Annotated in this window: 19 protein-coding genes and 1 tRNA gene; 19 read left to right on the top strand and 1 reads right to left on the bottom strand. The window is 61.4% G+C overall.

Features of this window, described 5'->3' with window-relative positions; translation table 11 throughout:
• Positions 1-3 precede the first annotated feature (3 nt).
• Positions 4-1,548 (top strand): 2-isopropylmalate synthase, encoded by a 1,545-nt coding sequence (locus tag AC1RBA_RS07385; protein ID WP_492417446.1) that lies wholly within the window; start codon positions 4-6, stop codon positions 1,546-1,548.
• A gap of 76 nt (positions 1,549-1,624) precedes the next feature.
• Here the strand turns inward: AC1RBA_RS07385 and bamE are convergent, their stop codons facing one another.
• Positions 1,625-2,122 (bottom strand): outer membrane protein assembly factor BamE domain-containing protein, encoded by a 498-nt coding sequence (gene bamE / locus AC1RBA_RS07380; protein ID WP_492417444.1) that lies wholly within the window; start codon positions 2,120-2,122, stop codon positions 1,625-1,627.
• 185 nt (positions 2,123-2,307) lie between these two features.
• On the opposite strand from bamE, the gene rpsO reads away from it, so the two are divergent.
• The 18 genes from rpsO (at position 2,308) to nuoF (ending at position 17,392) form a co-directional block, all read left to right on the top strand.
• Entirely contained in the window at positions 2,308-2,577 is a 270-nt protein-coding gene (rpsO, locus tag AC1RBA_RS07375; protein ID WP_010399743.1) for a 30S ribosomal protein S15, read from the top strand.
• A gap of 232 nt (positions 2,578-2,809) precedes the next feature.
• On the top strand, positions 2,810-4,927 hold the full coding sequence (gene pnp / locus AC1RBA_RS07370; RefSeq protein ID WP_070224120.1) for a polyribonucleotide nucleotidyltransferase: 2,118 nt from the start codon (positions 2,810-2,812) through the stop codon (positions 4,925-4,927).
• A gap of 216 nt (positions 4,928-5,143) precedes the next feature.
• Positions 5,144-5,839, top strand: coding sequence for a hypothetical protein (locus AC1RBA_RS07365; protein ID WP_070311337.1), 696 nt, complete (start codon positions 5,144-5,146; stop codon positions 5,837-5,839).
• A gap of 9 nt (positions 5,840-5,848) precedes the next feature.
• On the top strand, positions 5,849-6,145 hold the full coding sequence (locus AC1RBA_RS07360) for a hypothetical protein (protein ID WP_070311338.1): 297 nt from the start codon (positions 5,849-5,851) through the stop codon (positions 6,143-6,145).
• A 143-nt stretch (positions 6,146-6,288) separates the two neighbouring features.
• Complete coding sequence (locus tag AC1RBA_RS07355; protein WP_070224117.1) at positions 6,289-8,235, top strand: methyl-accepting chemotaxis protein; 1,947 nt, start codon at positions 6,289-6,291, stop codon at positions 8,233-8,235.
• 154 nt (positions 8,236-8,389) lie between these two features.
• Entirely contained in the window at positions 8,390-8,599 is a 210-nt protein-coding gene (locus tag AC1RBA_RS07350; RefSeq protein WP_230505125.1) for a hypothetical protein, read from the top strand.
• Between the two features lie 109 nt (positions 8,600-8,708).
• Positions 8,709-9,470, top strand: a complete 762-nt coding sequence (locus AC1RBA_RS07345) for a GIN domain-containing protein (RefSeq protein ID WP_070224115.1) — start codon at positions 8,709-8,711, stop codon at positions 9,468-9,470.
• A 62-nt stretch (positions 9,471-9,532) separates the two neighbouring features.
• Positions 9,533-10,141: a tetratricopeptide repeat protein gene (locus AC1RBA_RS07340; protein ID WP_492417441.1), complete on the top strand. Its 609-nt coding sequence runs from the start codon at positions 9,533-9,535 to the stop codon at positions 10,139-10,141.
• A 73-nt stretch (positions 10,142-10,214) separates the two neighbouring features.
• On the top strand, positions 10,215-11,195 hold the full coding sequence (locus AC1RBA_RS07335) for an NAD(P)H-quinone oxidoreductase (protein WP_492403222.1): 981 nt from the start codon (positions 10,215-10,217) through the stop codon (positions 11,193-11,195).
• A gap of 73 nt (positions 11,196-11,268) precedes the next feature.
• On the top strand, positions 11,269-12,018 hold the full coding sequence (gene tpiA / locus AC1RBA_RS07330) for a triose-phosphate isomerase (protein ID WP_230505129.1): 750 nt from the start codon (positions 11,269-11,271) through the stop codon (positions 12,016-12,018).
• Between the two features lie 28 nt (positions 12,019-12,046).
• Positions 12,047-12,451, top strand: a complete 405-nt coding sequence (secG, locus tag AC1RBA_RS07325; RefSeq protein WP_034749996.1) for a preprotein translocase subunit SecG — start codon at positions 12,047-12,049, stop codon at positions 12,449-12,451.
• Between the two features lie 191 nt (positions 12,452-12,642).
• Positions 12,643-12,727, top strand: a tRNA-Leu gene (locus AC1RBA_RS07320).
• A 177-nt stretch (positions 12,728-12,904) separates the two neighbouring features.
• Positions 12,905-13,264 carry an NADH-quinone oxidoreductase subunit A gene (locus AC1RBA_RS07315; RefSeq protein WP_010399734.1) on the top strand — a complete coding sequence of 120 codons (360 nt, stop codon included), beginning with the start codon at positions 12,905-12,907 and terminating at the stop codon, positions 13,262-13,264.
• Positions 13,265-13,267: 3 nt separating this feature from the next.
• On the top strand, positions 13,268-13,744 hold the full coding sequence (locus tag AC1RBA_RS07310) for a NuoB/complex I 20 kDa subunit family protein (protein ID WP_010399733.1): 477 nt from the start codon (positions 13,268-13,270) through the stop codon (positions 13,742-13,744).
• A 17-nt stretch (positions 13,745-13,761) separates the two neighbouring features.
• Positions 13,762-14,355, top strand: coding sequence for an NADH-quinone oxidoreductase subunit C (locus tag AC1RBA_RS07305; RefSeq protein ID WP_070224111.1), 594 nt, complete (start codon positions 13,762-13,764; stop codon positions 14,353-14,355).
• Entirely contained in the window at positions 14,355-15,608 is a 1,254-nt protein-coding gene (locus AC1RBA_RS07300; RefSeq protein ID WP_034749992.1) for an NADH-quinone oxidoreductase subunit D, read from the top strand. The genes AC1RBA_RS07305 and AC1RBA_RS07300 overlap by 1 nt, the downstream gene beginning before the upstream one ends.
• A 12-nt stretch (positions 15,609-15,620) precedes the next feature.
• Positions 15,621-16,100: an NADH-quinone oxidoreductase subunit NuoE gene (gene nuoE / locus AC1RBA_RS07295; RefSeq protein WP_035820520.1), complete on the top strand. Its 480-nt coding sequence runs from the start codon at positions 15,621-15,623 to the stop codon at positions 16,098-16,100.
• Positions 16,097-17,392, top strand: coding sequence for an NADH-quinone oxidoreductase subunit NuoF (nuoF, locus tag AC1RBA_RS07290; RefSeq protein WP_010399729.1), 1,296 nt, complete (start codon positions 16,097-16,099; stop codon positions 17,390-17,392). Before nuoE ends, nuoF begins: the two co-directional genes overlap by 4 nt.
• Positions 17,393-17,413 lie beyond the last annotated feature (21 nt).

Raw genomic sequence — 17,413 nt, 5'->3', positions numbered from 1 at the left:
GCCATGAACACCAGCAACCGACTCATCATTTTTGACACCACCTTGCGCGACGGCGAGCAATCGCCGGGCGCTTCCATGACGCGCGAGGAAAAGCTGCGCATCGCCAAGCAGCTCGAGCGCATGAAGGTCGACGTGATCGAAGCGGGCTTCGCCGCCGCCTCGCAGGGCGACTTCGAGTCGATACGGGCGATTGCCGGCGCCGTGCGCGAATCGACCATCTGTTCGCTGTCGCGCGCCAACGACCGCGACATCGCCCGCGCCGCCGAAGCGCTGGCGCCCGCCGAGCGCAAGCGCATCCACACGTTTATCGCCACCTCGCCCCTGCACATGCAGATGAAGCTGCGCATGACGCCCGAGGAAGTCCTGCTGCAGGCGCAGAACGCCGTGCGCTACGCGCGCCAGTTCACGGACGACATCGAATTCAGCCCCGAAGACGGCAGCCGCTCCGACGAGGATTTCCTGTGCCGCGTGCTGGAGGGCGTGATCGCCGAGGGCGCCACCACCATCAATTTCCCCGATACGGTCGGCTACGCCGTGCCTGAAATCTTCGGCAATACCATCAAGCGCTTGCGCGAACGCATACCGAATTCCGATAAAGCCATCTGGTCTGTCCATTGCCATAACGACCTGGGCCTGGCTGTCGCCAATTCGCTGGCCGGCGTCATGATCGGCGGCGCGCGGCAGATCGAATGCACGGTCAATGGCCTGGGCGAGCGGGCCGGCAACACGGCGCTGGAAGAAGTGGTGATGGCGCTGCGCACGCGCGCCGCCTATTACAACCTGACGGTGGGCATCGATACGACGCAAATCGTGGCCGCCTCGAAAATGGTGTCGCAAATTACGGGCTTCGCCGTGCAGCCGAACAAGGCCGTGGTCGGCGCGAACGCATTTGCGCACGCGTCCGGCATCCACCAGGACGGCATTTTAAAGGCGCGCGAGACGTATGAAATCATGCGCGCCGAAGACGTGGGCTGGACGGCCAACAAGATCGTCCTCGGCAAACTGTCGGGCCGCAATGCCTTCAAGCAGCGCCTGCACGAGCTGGGCATCGCGCTCGAATCCGAGGCGGAAGTCAACGCCGCCTTCCTGCGCTTCAAGGAGCTGGCCGACCGCAAATCCGAGATTTTCGACGAAGACATCATGGCCCTCGTCAGCGAGGAGCAGCAGGCGCAGGAGAGTGAGCACTACCGTTTCATCTCCCTGGCGCAGCAGTCGACGACGGGCGCCGTGCCCCATGCGCGCGTGGAATTTCTCGTCGGCGGCGAACAGCGCAGCTGCGAAGGGCGGGGAGACGGCCCCGTCGACGCGACCGTCAACGCCATCGAAAGCGCGGCCGCCAGCGGCGCGGAACTGGTCTTGTTCTCAGTCAATGCCATCAGCACGGGCACGCAGTCGCAGGGCGAAGTGACGATGCGCCTGTCGCGCGACGGGCGCATCGTCAACGGCGTGGGCGCCGACCCCGACATCATCGTCGCGTCGGCCAAGGCGTATTTGTCGGCGCTGAATAAATTACACGCGAAAGACGAGCGCATCGACCCGCAGCCGTAAGCCGGGGTCAGACCCGCCGGGTCTGACCCCAGAATTTGCATTTGGGATAGGCGCTAGTCTTGGTGCAAGACGCTCGTCACCAGAAGAAGCGGCGCTCTTCCTTGTCCGGATCGGGCCCGTTCATCATCATGCGCACGATGCCGTCGTGGTCGAAGTGCACGTGCATCATGGAATCCCACACGCCGGATTCCTTGTAGCGGTAGGACCAGACGTGGAGCTTGGGCAGCGGCAGATACGATGTTTCCGTCGGGCGGCCCAGGGTGTGCAGCACGTCTTGCTGCGTCGACACGCCTACCTTGATGCGGGCAAAGCCCGGCGTGTCGAGCACCTGTTCGTAGGAAATGAGCTTGTCGTCGGGGCCGAAGCGGGCCATATACGTGTACTGGCCGTACGGCCCCGTCGCGTATTCGAGTTCGGGCCCCGTGGGCAACTGGTAGATATTCGTCGGACGGCCGAGGCGTGCTTCCACGGCGGTGCGCGGTTCGCCCGGCTGCGGTGGCGGGGCGTTCCAGCTGGCGCAGCCGGCCAGCACGGCAAACAGCAGTGGTGTTGCTAATTTGAGCAGTTTTTTCATGTTGGACCTCCTGAAATGCAGGAAAATCCTATCATGCACCGAGAAAAGCCCGCACGGCAGGATACAGGCGGGCATTTTTCCGATATACTTGCGCGTCTGGTTGGAAGCCTAGGCCAGTATTTTAATAATCGTAGTTCACGGTGGATAGGGTTCAGACTCTGTGCACCGCATGTGAAAGGTTTATCATGACAGTAGAAAACATCAACAAAGCCGCTATCATCGCGGACAACGCACGTGGTCAAAACGACACCGGCTCCCCTGAAGTGCAAGTTGCACTGCTGACAGCTCGCATCAACGAACTGAACGGCCACTTCAAAGCCCACTCGAAAGATCACCACTCCCGCCGCGGCCTGATCATGATGGTCAACCGTCGTAAGAGCCTGTTGTCCTACCTGAAGGCTAAAGACGCTACCCGTTATCGCGACCTGATCGCTAAACTTGGTCTGCGCAAGTAATTTTTGCCGTACAAGGTTTATACAGAAATGCCTGCGCCAGTTCGCTGACGCGGGCATTTTGTCATTTGAATTCCGGATTTATGTCGAGAAGTACAGTATTCTCTACCGATATCATGTTTTAAAAGTAAAGTAGCAAAGGTGGTAACAAGTAAAGGCAGCATTTTTACGCCGCCTGTGGTGAGGTGAACGACAGCCCCTGAAAATCTGTCGGCAATTAGAAAAGGGATACCCCATGTTTAACAAAGTTACGAAAACCTTCCAGTACGGTCAACATCAAGTGACCCTGGAAACCGGCGAAATCGCACGTCAGGCATCCGGCGCAGTGCTGGTGTCGATCGAAGATACCGTCGTTCTGGCAACGGTGGTGGCACGCAAAGATGCCAAGCCAGGCCAGGATTTCTTCCCTTTGACGGTTGATTATGTCGAAAAAACCTATGCTGCCGGTAAAATTCCGGGCGGTTTTTTCAAGCGCGAAGGCCGTCCTTCCGAAAAAGAAACACTGACATCGCGTCTGATCGACCGTCCTATCCGTCCGCTGTTCCCGGAAGGCTACCTGAATGAAGTGCAAGTCATCATTCACGTGTTGTCGGTCAACCCTGAAATCGATCCGGACATCGCCGCCATGATCGGAGCCTCCGCCGCCCTGTGCGTGTCGGGCGTGCCTTTCAACGGTCCTATCGGCGCCGCGCGCGTCGGTTACGCCAACGGCCAGTACATCCTGAACCCGACCGTCCAGCAACTGAAAACGTCGGAAATGGACCTGGTGGTCGCCGGTACCGAAACGGCCGTGCTGATGGTCGAATCGGAAGCGAAACAGCTGTCCGAAGAAATCATGCTGGGCGCCGTGGTCTTCGGCCACGACCAGATGAAAGTCGTCATCGACGCGATTCACGACCTGGTGCGTGACGGCGGCAAGCCGGAAGTGGAATGGGCGCCTGCGCCGAAAAACGAAGCACTGATCGCCCGCGTCGCGCATTTCGCCAACGCCAAGATCAATGATGCGTATCAAACCAAGGACAAGCAAGAGCGTACGGCCAAGCTGAAGGCGGCAACGTCGGAAGTGATCGCCGACCTGTCGGCCGAAGCGGCTGCCAACGGCGGCGCGTCGATCGACAGCGCTGAAGTGAACAACATCCTGTTCGACATCGAAGCCAAGATCGTGCGTACGCAAATCCTGGACGGCGAGCCACGCATCGACGGCCGCGACACGCGCACCGTGCGTCCGATCTCGATCCGCACCAGCGTGCTGCCACGCACCCACGGCTCGGCGCTGTTTACGCGCGGCGAAACGCAGGCGCTGGTCGTCGCTACCTTGGGCACCGCCCGCGACAGCCAGAAGATCGATGCGCTGATGGGCGAGTTCACCGATTCGTTCATGCTGCATTACAACATGCCTCCGTTCGCCACCGGCGAAACGGGCCGTGTCGGTACGCCAAAACGCCGCGAAATCGGCCACGGCCGCCTGGCCAAGCGCGCGCTGATCGCTGCCCTGCCAGCAGCCGAGGAGTTCAGCTACTCGGTGCGCCTGGTATCGGAAATCACGGAATCGAACGGTTCCTCGTCGATGGCATCGGTGTGCGGCGGCTGCCTGGCACTGATGGACGCCGGCGTGCCGATGAAAGAACACGTGGCTGGTATCGCCATGGGCCTGATCAAGGAAGGCGGCAAGTTTGCCGTGCTGTCCGACATCCTGGGCGACGAAGATCACCTGGGCGACATGGACTTCAAGGTAGCCGGTACCCGCAACGGTATCACGGCGCTGCAGATGGACATCAAGATCATGGGCATCACCAAGGAAATCATGCAAGTGGCGCTGGCGCAAGCCAAGGAAGGCCGCGAGCACATCCTGGGCGAAATGCAAAAAGCCATGCCGCACGTCAAAACCGAACTGTCCGATTTCGCACCGCGTCTGATCACCATCAAGATCAACCCGGAAAAAATCCGTGACGTGATCGGCAAGGGCGGCGCCGTGATCCGCGCGCTGACCGAAGAGACGGGTACGCAGATCGACATCAGCGACGAAGGCGTGGTCACCATCGCTTCCGTCGATGCTGCCGCCGGCCAGGAAGCCAAGCGCCGCATCGAAGAACTGACGGCCTCCGTCGAAGTGGGCAAGACCTACGAAGGCACCGTGCTGAAACTGCTGGACTTCGGCGCCATCGTGCAAGTCATGCCAGGCAAGGACGGCTTGCTGCACATTTCGCAGATCGCCAACGAGCGCGTCAACGCCGTGGCCGACTACCTGAAAGAAGGCCAGCTGGTCCGCGTCAAAGTGCTGGAAACGGACGACCGCGGCCGCCTGAAGCTGTCGATGAAAGCTGCCGAAGGCAACGAAGCGCCAGCCGCTTAATTTCCTTCGAGTTCGCCTGAATGCGGCCTCGGCCGCATGCTCAACAACCGCCAGCGCGCAAGCCCTGGCGGTTTTTTTATGCGCGGCGTTTGCGCTGTATCGAAGATGTATGCCGACGCGTGCACGGGCCTTGATCCAGCGCGTATCGGCCGCTGCCGCGCCTTGTAGATTCGAAGTGGGATTTTCCCTCGAACGAGTCTTCCAAGGAGATGCAGCATGCGCACATTCTGCGGGCTGGCCGCCGCCTTTCTGCTTGCCGTTTCGCCCGGCGCCTGGGCACAGCTGGACAACGCACCCACGCCGGTGCCGCTGCCCATCCCCATCGCCGCCGCGTCTGGGGCCATGCCGGCGCAAGACCTCGACGCCTTGCGCGCCGTGCATGCGCGCGAAATCAATGACCTCAGCACCTTCAGGACGGCGGGCTTGCCGCGGGACGCTATCGACTCCTATCTCGATAGCGGACCAGGGCAGCAATTTTTGCGCGAACTGCGCGCCGCCGATCCTGCCGCCTCGGCCGACACCCTCTATGCGCGGGCCGTCGAGCAGCTCGCGTCCGGCAGCACCTTGCCGGACCTGCAGCCCATGGCTGCCGCGCTGGTAAAAATCGTGCCGCATGGCCAGAATGTGTCGCCGTATTCGCCATATTTCACCACCAGCGCGCAGTTGCAGCTGGCATCGGGCCGCTGCGCCACCCTGGCCGACTGCTTCGGCTTGCCCTTGAAGAGCGAGGCGCCGCTGTATGATGTGTATCAGATCATGCCCAAGGGCACCGTCAACGTGTTCGTCAGCCAGGTCGCGCCGACGGAAGAGTTGGGCGGGCTGGTGCGGCGCAAGGGCGGGGCGCAGCAGTATTTGCTCCCCAACCGCAGCTTGTGGTCGGCCCCCGTGCTGATCGGCACGATCAAGAATTGAGGAGAGAAGATGGATCAGCAGCGTTTGCAAGCCCATGCCGCTGAACTGGAGCAGTTGCTGGCGCGCCTGGCGAGCGCCGACGGCGAGGTGGCCGACCTGCGCAGCGCGCTCGAGCCGCTGCTGGCCCTGGCGGGCAGCGGTGCCTTGAGCGCACCGCTGCCGTGGGGCGATATCCCCGGCGGGCGCTATTTTACGGAGGGCGGCTTGCGCCGGTATCCCGCGCTGGAGCAGGCATTTGCCCGCTTCCGCATCGAAGCAACGGGCGGCGAATCGCCGGCCCTGCGCAAGCTGCGCGGCGAGATATAGTTAATATTATATTATCGCGCGCTTAATATAAGGTATCAATTGTTGTTTATGGGTAATTGAGAGTCGGTATTGCTTGACGACAAAATCTTATTCCCTGACCATGGCGCATCCCTCCCGATTTTCTCTTTTTTATTGGATGCACCATGTTGTCCTCCCTTAAGGCGCGGCTGATCGCCATCGCCGTTTCCATCGTCGTGCTGGCCATGCTGGCCGTCGCCATCGCCAATTTCTTCACGACGCGCGCAAGTACCCTGGCCGCGCTCGACACGCAGATGCTGCAGTTGTCGCACAGCCATGCGCAAGCCATCGCCGAATGGCTGCGTTCCAAGCAAGCCGTCGTGGGCTCGCTCAAGCAGGGCGCCACGGCGGCCGATCCCTTGCCGGCGCTGAAGGCGGCCGAGCAGGCAGGCACGTTCGACATGGCGTATATCGGCTTTGCCGACAAGCACGCCGTCTTTTCGCAGGAGCGCAAGCGCGCCGCCGACTACGATCCCACGGCACGGCCCTGGTACAAGCTGGCGTCCGAAGTGGGCGGCCCCATCATCACGGCGCCGTATATCGGCGCCAGCACGGGCAAGCTGGTGGTGACGTTTGCCGAGCCGCTGGGCGGCAAGGGCAGCGTGACGGGCGTGATGGCGGCCGATGTGATGATGGATGCCGTCGTGCAAAACGTCGCCTCGATCAAGCCGACGGCATCCAGCTACGCCTTCCTTGTCGACGGCGGCGGCAAGATCATCGCCCACCCGGACGGCAAGCTGACCCTGAAGCCGCTGGCCGAACTGGACCCGGGCCTGAGCGCGCAGGCGCTGGCCGATATCGAAAAGAGCGGCGACGGCGCCGCCATCCGCCTGGGCGACCGTAACGGCATCTTGCATGTGAGTAAAGTGCCAGGCAGCGACTGGCTGCTGGCTACCGTGCTCGACCGGGCGGAAGCGACGCAGGCATTGACTTCCATGCTGCGCGCCTCGGTCCTGACGGCCTTGCTGGTGCTGGCCCTGGCCGCCACCGTCTTGAGCGTGCTGGTCGCGCGCGCCTTGCGCCGCCTCGGTCTGGTCCGTGATGCGATGGAAGCGATCGCCACGGGCGACGGCGACCTGACCAGCCGCCTCGACGCGGAAGGTTCGGACGAGCTGGCGCAGATCGCCAAGGCCTTTAATTTGTTCGTCGAAAAGATCGCCACCGTGCTGGTACAGATCCGCAGCATCAGCACCCTGGTGCGCAGCGAATCGGCCGATATCGCCGCCGGCAATGCCGACCTGTCCTCGCGCACGGAAGCGCAGGCGGGCGCGCTGGAGGAAACAGCCAGCTCCATGGATGAGCTGACCTCGACCGTCAAGCAGAATGCGGAAAACGCGCATGCGGCCAACGAGCTGGCCGTGTCCGCTTCGGAAGTGGCGGCCAAGGGCGGCCGCGTAGTGCAGCAGGTGGTGGGCACCATGGCCGGCATCCAGGAAAGCTCGCGCAAGATCGTCGACATCATCGGCGTGATCGACGGCATCGCCTTCCAGACGAATATCCTGGCCCTGAACGCGGCCGTCGAGGCGGCACGCGCGGGCGAGCAGGGCAGGGGCTTTGCCGTGGTCGCGTCCGAAGTGCGCAACCTGGCGCAACGCTCCGCTGGCGCGGCGAAGGAAATCAAGGAATTGATCGGCGATTCGGTGGAGAAGGTCGATGCGGGCGGCCGCCTCGTCAATGAAGCGGGCCAGACCATGGACCAGGTGGTGGCCTCGGTGCAGCAACTGACGACCATCATGAGCGAGATCACGGTGGCCAGCCGCGAACAGAGCGCCGGCATCGGCGAGATCAATACGGCCGTCACGCACATGGACACCATGACGCAGCAGAACGCGGCCCTCGTCGAGCAAGCGGCGGCCGCCGCGGAAAGCCTGCAGGAACAGGCCGTGGACCTGGCGCAAGCCGTCGGCATGTTCCGCCTGGGCGATGCTGGCCCTGCTGCGGCATCCGCACCGGTGGCGCGCCTCAAGGCGAAACCGGCCGCGCCAGCGCCGCGCGCGCCGGCCCGTGCGCTGTCGCCGGCCAAGCCCGTCAAGGCGGCCAAGTCCGGCGCCGACGAGTGGGAAGAGTTTTAAGCTGCAAGCGCAGCGATCTGCGCGTTCATCCGCGTTTTTGTCAGGCCAGCCTGCCAAAAGCGCAGTTCGTCGCAATCGGCGTGTCTGGCGGGGGTGGTATGGCTATAGTGACACCATACCGCAAGCCCACTGCCAGACACCCGAGGAGAACAACATGAACGTCGCTAAAAACATGGAAATCATCGCCGTTGCCGCCGCCATCGTGCTCGGCGCCGGCTGCTACGCCATCGCTCCGGCCGCCCCGGCCCTGCAAGTGGCCAGTTCCACGGCCACCGTGGCTGCGCCAGCAAACAAGGCTGCCATGCAAGTGGTGATCGTCAAGGCCAGGCGCCTGAACGCGGCCGAAAAAGCCCGTTTCGCATAATTGATTGCCAGTCATTTTCCGCGCTGCTAGAGTGCAAGGCGCGATGCAATGCCGGCCGCCCGACGCGGGCGCCGCAAGACATAAAAACAAGATACCGAGGATGCACTACATGAAAAAGATACTGCAACTGGCGCTGCTGTTCCTGGCGACACTGGGCCTGGTGCGCGGCGTGGCCGCCGAGACCCGCTTGCTGGAGATGCGCAACGTCGACGCCCGCGTGGTGCGGGTCAAGCTCGACGGCGTGATGGAGGTGCGCATCCGCCAGGGCAACGTGCCTTCGCTGAGCATCACGGCCGACAAGCGCTACATCGCCGATGTCAGCACGGCGCAAAGCGGCGACACCCTGCACATCGAAACGGAAGTGCGCGGCTTCAAGCTCGGCCCTTCGTCGATCCGCGCCGACCTGGTCTTGCCGAACTTGCGCGAACTGAGCTCGGAAGGTTTCGGCAGCACCGACATCACGGGTTTCAAGGGCGAGGAGCTGACCTTGTCGCTGGAAGGGGCGGGCAGCATCAAGCTGGTGGGCGATTACCGCAAGCTCAATGCCAGCCTGGGCGGCGTGGGCAGCATGCAGCTCTGGATCGGCAACAATGAGCGCGCCGAGCTGGACTTGCAGGGCGCCGGTTCCGTGGTGCTGGGCGGACGCGGACGCCTGCTGAAAGCGAGCCTGGGCGGCCTGGGCAGCCTGAACGCGCAGCAGTTTGAAGTCGATGCCGTCAACCTGGAATTGAGCGGCCTGGGTAATGCTACGGTGAATGCCCATACGAATGCCAAGCTGAACCTGAGCGGACTCGGTTCGGTGGTGGTGTACGGCAAGCCGGCCAATCGCGATGTCAGCGTCGAGGGCCTGGGCAAAGTTAGCTGGAAGTAAAAGCATCCTGCCGCAGGCCTTCTGCAGGACAAGAATAAGTTGTCAGACCACATCCCATTCCGATGAAAAAACTGATCATTACATTACTCATGCTGTTGACGATACAGCTACCCGCGCGGGCCGGCTTCGCCGAAGGCGCCAGCGCCTACAACAACAAGAATTACGCGCTGGCTTACAAAGAAATATTGCCCCTTGCTAAGACCGGCAATGCCGATGCCCAGCATTTGCTGGGTTTGATGTATTACATGGGGCGGGGCTTGCCGCAGGATTACAAGCAAGCCATGTTCTGGCACCGCAAGGCGGCCGAGCAGGGCAAGGCCGACGCCCAGTACGTGGTGGGCGCCATGTATTACACGGGCAACGCCGTGCTGCAGGACCACAAGCAGGCCGTCGGCTGGTTCCGCAAGGCGGCCGAGCAGAACCATGCCGAGGCGCAGCAGGTGCTGGGCCTGATGTACCGCTATCACATGGGCGGCGTGCAGCAGGACAATGTCATCGCCTACATGCTGTGGAACCTGGCGGCCGCGAATGGCAGCGCGAATGCGGCCGACCAGCGCGCCGCCGTGGTGCGCAAGATGACGCATGAGCAGGTCGAGGAAGGGCAGGCCCTGTCGGCCCAATGGAAGCCGGGCACGCCCTTGCCGCGCCAGTCGAAAACGGGCGGTGGCTGAGAGGCCATGTAGCGGCCTGCAAGGGTGGACGGCTTGGCGTACAATCGCCGTTTTCCCTTGAAAGAGTCCCGCCATGCGTGCAGTTGCCATCAGCCAGCCAGGTCCCGCCGACGTTTTGCAGATCGCCGAACGTCCCACGCCGCAATATAAGGCGGGCGAACTGTTGATCAAGGTGCATGCGGCCGGCATCAACCGCCCCGACGTGCTGCAGCGCCTGGGCAAGTATGCGCCGCCTGCGGGCGCCTCCGACTTGCCGGGCCTGGAAGTGGCGGGCGAAGTCGTCGATGGCGATTTCACCAACACGGCATTCAAGAAGGGCGACCTCGTCTGCGCGCTGGTGCAGGGCGGCGGCTATGCCGAATACTGCGCCGCACCCGCCGGCCAGTGCCTGCCCTTGCCGAAAGGCTTGACGGCGCTGGAAGGCGCGTCCCTGCCGGAAAACTTCTTTACCGTCTGGAGCAATGTGTTCGACCGCTGCGCGCTGGCCGATGGCGAAACGTTATTGGTGCAGGGCGGCACGTCCGGCATCGGCGTGGCGGCCATTCAGTTGGCGGCCGCGCTCGGCCACCGCGTGTTTGCCACGGCGGGCAGCGACGAGAAGGCGCGCGCCTGCGAGGCGCTGGGCGCCGAACGCGGTATCAATTACCGCACGGAAGATTTCGTTGCCGTCGTCAAGGAGTTGACCGATGGCAAAGGCGTCGACGTCATCCTCGACATGGTGGGCGGCGACTACCTGCCGCGCGAAATCGACTGCCTGGCCGATGATGGCCGCATCGGCCTGATCGCCGTGCAGGGCGGCACCAAGGCGGAACTGGACCTGGGCGCCTTGCTGCGCCGTCGCCTGACAGTGACAGGTTCCACCTTGCGCCCCCGTTCCGTCGCCTTCAAGGCGGCCATCGCGCACCACCTGCGCACGACCGTCTGGCCGCTGATCGAGGCGGGCAAGATCAAGCCCGTGATCTATCAAACTTTCCCGTTGGAAAAGGCCAACGAGGCGCATGCCTTGATGGAAGCGAGCACGCACGTGGGCAAGATCATGTTGCAAGTTGCCTGAAACGGGGCACTGCCTGTTTGACCGGCATCGGTGCCGGAGTTAGAATGACGGGTTATTAAGAATTTAGGCTACTATGCGTCGCAAACTCGTCGTCGGAAATTGGAAAATGAACGGCAGTCGCACCTCGAACGCGGTGTTATTGTCTGAAATAGTTGCTGGCCTGGCTGCTTCTGGCGCCGCCAGCGCCGTCTGTGTGCCTGCGCCGTATCTGGCGCAGTGCCAGGCGCAATTGGCAGGCACGGCGCTGGGCTGGGGCGCGCAGGATGTGTCCGCGCACGCCAGCGGCGCCTACACGGGCGAAATCTCGGCCGCCATGCTGCAGGATTTCGGCTGCGGCTATGTGGTGATTGGGCATTCCGAGCGCCGCGCCTACCATGGCGAGAGCGATGCGCAGGTGGCGGCCAAGACGGTTGCAGCGCTGGCGGCAGGCATCACGCCTATCGTCTGCATCGGCGAGACGCTGGCGCAGCGCGAAGCGGGCCAGACCGACGCGGTCGTGGCGCAGCAGCTGGGTGCCGTGCTGGCGGCCATTTCCGCCGACGACGTGGCAAAGCTGGTGCTGGCCTACGAGCCGGTCTGGGCCATCGGCACGGGCAAGACGGCCACGCCGCAGATGGCGCAGGACGTGCATCAGGTATTGCGCGCCCAGCTGGCAGAAAAGAATGCGGTAGCGGCCGCCGGCGTGCAGATCCTGTACGGCGGCAGCATGAAGCCGGAGAACGCAAAAGAATTGATGGCGATGCCGGATATCGATGGCGGTCTGATCGGTGGAGCAGCATTGAAGGCGGCGGATTTCCTGGCGATTATTCACGCCGCCGATTGAATTAATTTAAACTAAGAATGGAATTGCAATGAACATGATGTTCAATCTGGTAGTGGTAGTACAGGTTATTTCGGCATTGTCGATTATCGCGCTGGTGTTGCTGCAGCACGGCAAGGGCGCCGACATGGGTGCCGCCTTCGGTTCGGGCGCCTCGGGCAGCCTGTTCGGTGCGACGGGTTCGTCGAACTTCATGTCGAAATCGACGGGCGTTGCCGCCGCGATCTTCTTCGGCGCCACGCTGGCCCTGTCGCTGATGGCCAATCAGCGCGCCACCACGGTGGGCGGCGGCGTGATGGACAAAGTCGTCAAGCCAGTGCCGGTCACTGGCGCGGGCGCGATCCCGACGACGGTACCTGCGGCAGCTCCGGCGGCCAGTGCTCCGGCAGCGGCCGCACCGGTTGCCAGCACCCCGGCAGGCGCGATTCCGAAGTAATTCTGTAGCAGCTCGATACCTCATCGAGAGTAATTCTCATTACGGGCAGATTATTGCTCAATGTTTCAGCAGTGCGGCAGGAAAAAATCGTGACGCGCTGGAAGATGTAAAAATTTATCGTTTTTATCTGTGTTTTGATGCATTTGTGCATTAACTTTAGCGGCAAAGCAGAGTAGAATACGGGCCTTACCGCCGACGTGGTGAAATTGGTAGACACGCTATCTTGAGGGGGTAGTGGCGCAAGCTGTACGAGTTCGAGTCTCGTCGTCGGCACCAGAAATCAGAAGCCAGCAACGGCGCACGAGCCATGGCTCGTACAAAGTTGCTGGCTTTTTTTACGAGGATGTGTCGTTCGATCCTGGTCTTAGCTTTGATTGGGGTCGTGCGTTAGATACGCTGCAAATGATCGCAGCGTCCTCATTTAACCGATCGTTCAATATAAGCTTATCAATCGTGAACCTCGAAAATTACTTCCCCGTCCTGCTGTTCATTATTATCGGCCTCGGTGTCGGTATCGCTCCCCAGCTCCTGGGGCGCCTGTTAGGCCCTAACAAGCCTGACGCAGCAAAACTCTCCCCGTACGAATGTGGTTTTGAAGCATTCGAAGACGCGCGCATGAAATTCGATGTGCGCTACTATCTGGTCGCAATCCTGTTTATTTTGTTCGATCTGGAAACGGCATTCTTTTTCCCATGGGGCGTTGCAATGCGCGACCTGGGCTGGGCCGGTTTCGTCACGATGATGGTGTTCATCGCTGAATTCGTGGTCGGATTTTGGTACATTTGGAAGAAAGGTGCCCTTGACTGGGAATAAGCCATGGCTATTGAAGGCGTATTAAGCGAAGGTTTCATCACCACCTCGGCCGACAAGCTGATCAACTGGGCGCGCACCGGGTCTATGTTCCCGATGACGTTCGGTCTGGCCTGCTGTGCGGTCGAAATGATGCATGTGGGCGCAGCCCGCTACGATATGGACCGTTTCGGCGTCGTGTTCCGTCCGTCGCCGCGTCAGTCCGACGTCATGATCGTTGCCGGTACCCTGTGCAACAAGATGGCGCCGGCCCTGCGCAAGGTCTACGACCAGATGGCAGAGCCACGCTGGGTCATCTCGATGGGTTCCTGCGCCAATGGCGGCGGGTACTACCATTACTCCTATTCCGTGGTGCGCGGTTGCGATCGCATCGTGCCCGTCGACGTGTATGTGCCTGGCTGTCCACCGACCGCTGAAGCCTTGCTGTACGGCATCATGCAGTTGCAGAACAAGATCAAGCGTACCAGCACGATCGCACGCTAACCGGGCCGCTTCAGATTATGACAACACATTTAGAAGTATTGCAAAACGCCCTCGGCACTGCCTTGGGCGATCGCGTTAGCACGACGGTTGCGCTGGGCGAAGTCACCTTGCAGGTCAAGGCCGAGGACTACCTGGCCGTGATGCAGACCTTGCGCGATGATCCGAGCCTGCATTTCGAGCAATTGCTCGACCTGTGCGGCGTCGACTACTCGACCTATGGCGACGGCAGCTGGGATGGCCTGCGTTTCGCGGCCGTCTCGCACTTGCTGTCGGTCAAGCACAACTGGCGCGTGCGCGTGCGCGTGTTCGCGCCCGACGACGACATGCCGCTGCTGCCCTCCGTGGTCGGCATCTGGCGCGCCGTCAACTGGTACGAGCGCGAAGCATTCGACCTGCTGGGCATCCTCTTCGAAGGCCACAACGACTTGCGCCGCCTGCTGACCGACTACGGTTTCATCGGCCATCCGTTCCGCAAGGATTTCCCCGTCTCCGGCTATGTCGAGATGCGTTACGATCCGGAACAAAAGCGCGTGATTTACCAGCCCGTGACGATCGAGCCGCGGGAAAACGTGCCGCGCGTGATCCGCGAAGAACATTACGGGATGAAATAATGGCTGAGATTAAGAACTACACCCTGAACTTTGGGCCGCAGCATCCGGCCGCGCACGGTGTGCTGCGCCTGGTGCTGGAGATGGATGGCGAAGTCATCCAGCGCGCCGACCCGCATATCGGCCTGCTGCACCGCGCCACCGAAAAGCTGGCCGAACAGAAGACCTACCTGCAATCCGTGCCGTACATGGACCGTCTCGACTATGTGTCGATGATGTGCAATGAACATGCGTACGTGATGGCCATCGAAAAGATGCTGGGTCTGGAAGTGCCGCTGCGCGCGCAATACATCCGCGTCATGTTCGACGAGATGACGCGCATCCTGAATCACCTGATGTGGCTCGGCACCCACGCGCTGGACGTCGGCGCCATGGGCCCGTTCCTGTATTGCTTCCGCGACCGCGAAGACTTGTTCGACGCCTACGAGGCAGTCTCGGGCGCGCGCATGCACGCGGCCTACTACCGTCCGGGCGGCGTGTACCGCGACCTGCCGGACGCGATGCCGCAGCACAAGGCGTCGATCATCCGCAACGCCAAGGCCATCGGCAAGCTCAACGAAAACCGCCAGGGTTCGCTGCTGGACTTCATCGAAGACTTCGCGCGCCGTTTCCCGAACTCGGTGGACGAGTACGAAACCCTGCTGACCGACAACCGTATCTGGAAACAGCGTACCGTCGGCATCGGCGTCGTTTCGCCGGAAGATGCGCTGGCCATGGGCTTTACGGGTGCCATGCTGCGCGGCTCGGGCGTGCAGTGGGATTTGCGCAAGAAACAGCCGTACGAAGTGTACGACCTGATGGATTTCGACATTCCTATCGGCACCAACGGCGATTGCTACGACCGCTATCTGGTCCGCGTGGAAGAGCTGCGCCAGTCGAACCGCATCATCAAGCAATGCGTGGAGTGGCTGCGCAACAATGAAGGTCCTGTCATGACCAGCAACCGCAAGGTGGCGCCTCCGGGCCGCGTCGACATGAAGACCAACATGGAATCGCTGATTCACCACTTCAAGCTGTTCACGGAAGGTTTCCACGTGCCGCCGGGCGAGGCCTACAGCGCCGTGGAGCATCCGAAGGGCGAGTTCGGCGTGTACCTGGTGTCCGATGGCGCCAACAAGCCGTACCGCATGAAACTGCGCGCGCCAGACTACGCCCACTTGCAGTCGCTCGACGAGATGGCGCGTGGGCACATGCTTGCCGACGCCGTGACCATCATCGGGACGCAAGATATCGTGTTCGGCAGTATTGACCGCTAAGAGGCAAAAAGTATGTTGTTATCAGAGCAATGCTATAAGAAAATTGACCGCGAGCTGGCCAAGTACCCGGCCGACCAGCGTCAGTCGGCCGTCATGGCCGCGCTGGCCCATGCCCAGGATGAACTGGGCTGGCTGGCGCCGGAAACCATGAAGGAACTGGCCGACTACATCGGCATGCCGGCGATTGCCGTGCAGGAAGTGGCCACGTTCTACAATATGTACAACGTGAAACCCGTGGGCAAGCACAAGATCACCGTGTGCACCAACCTGCCATGCGCCCTGTCGGGCGGCGTGCGCGCTGCAGAGTACCTGAAGCAGAAACTGGGTATCGATTTCCGCGAAACCACCGCAGACGGCCAGTTCACCCTGGTTGAAGGCGAGTGCATGGGTGCTTGCGGCGATGCGCCGGTCTTGCTGGTCAGTAATAAAACCATGTGCAGCTGGATGTCGAACGAGAAAATCGACGCCATGCTGGAGGAACTCAAGAAATGACGTCACTCCACAACCGCCATATCGATCCATTGATCCTGAAGGATCTGGATGGCAAGAACTGGCATTTGCAAGATTATGTGAACCGCGGCGGCTATTCGGCCCTGCGGCGTATCCTGGAAGAGAAAATCACGCCGGAACAGATCATCGCCGACCTCAAGGCCTCGTCCTTGCGCGGCCGTGGCGGCGCGGGTTTCCCTACCGGCTTGAAGTGGAGCTTCATGCCGCGCCAGTTCCCTGGCCAGAAATACCTCGTCTGCAATACAGATGAAGGCGAACCGGGCACTTTCAAGGACCGCGACATCATTCGTTACAATCCCCATGCCCTGATCGAAGGCATGGCCATTGGCGCTTATGCGATGGGCATCACCGTCGGTTATAACTATATCCACGGTGAAATCTTCCAGGAATACCTGCGTTTCGAAGAAGCGCTGGAAGAGGCGCGCGCCGCCGGTTTCCTGGGCGACAAGATCATGGGCAGCGAGTTCTCGTTCCAGTTGCACGCGCACCATGGTTATGGCGCCTACATCTGCGGCGAAGAAACGGCCCTGCTCGAATCGCTGGAAGGCAAGAAAGGCCAGCCGCGCTTCAAGCCGCCTTTCCCCGCCTCGTTCGGCCTGTACGGCAAGCCGACGACGATCAACAACACGGAAACCTTCGCGGCCGTGCCTTTCGTGCTGAACATCGGTCCAGAGAAATACCTGGCCATGGGCAAGCCGAACAACGGCGGTTCGAAGATCTTCTCGATCTCGGGCGACGTGGAAAAACCGGGCAACTACGAAGTGCCGCTCGGCACCCCGTTTGCGACCCTGCTGGAACTGGCAGGCGGCATGCGCGGTGGCAAAAAGATCAAGGCCGTGATTCCTGGCGGCTCGTCCGCGCCGGTGATCCGCGGCGACATCATGATGCAGACCGACCTGGACTATGACTCGATCGCGAAAGCCGGTTCGATGTTGGGTTCGGGCGCCGTCATCGTGATGGACGAAACACGCTGCATGGTGAAGGCGCTGGAACGCCTGTCCTACTTCTACTTTGAAGAATCGTGCGGCCAGTGTACGCCTTGCCGTGAAGGCACAGGCTGGATGTACCGCATGGTGCACCGCATCGAGCAGGGGCAGGGTCGTCCAGACGACCTGGACATGCTCAACTCGATCGCCGACAACATCCAGGGCCGCACCATTTGCGCGCTGGGCGATGCGGCTGCCATGCCGGTACGGGCCTTCATTAAGAATTTCCGTGAAGAATTTGAATATCATATCGAGCACAAGCATTGCTTAGTGCCCGCATATATCTAAGCTGCGTCAGGTAACGATCAC

It is taken from the genome of Janthinobacterium sp. GW823-FHT03B06 (assembly GCF_058796955.1).
Note: the sequence above shows the minus strand (reverse complement) of the source record. Positions and strands in the feature narration are given on the sequence as shown.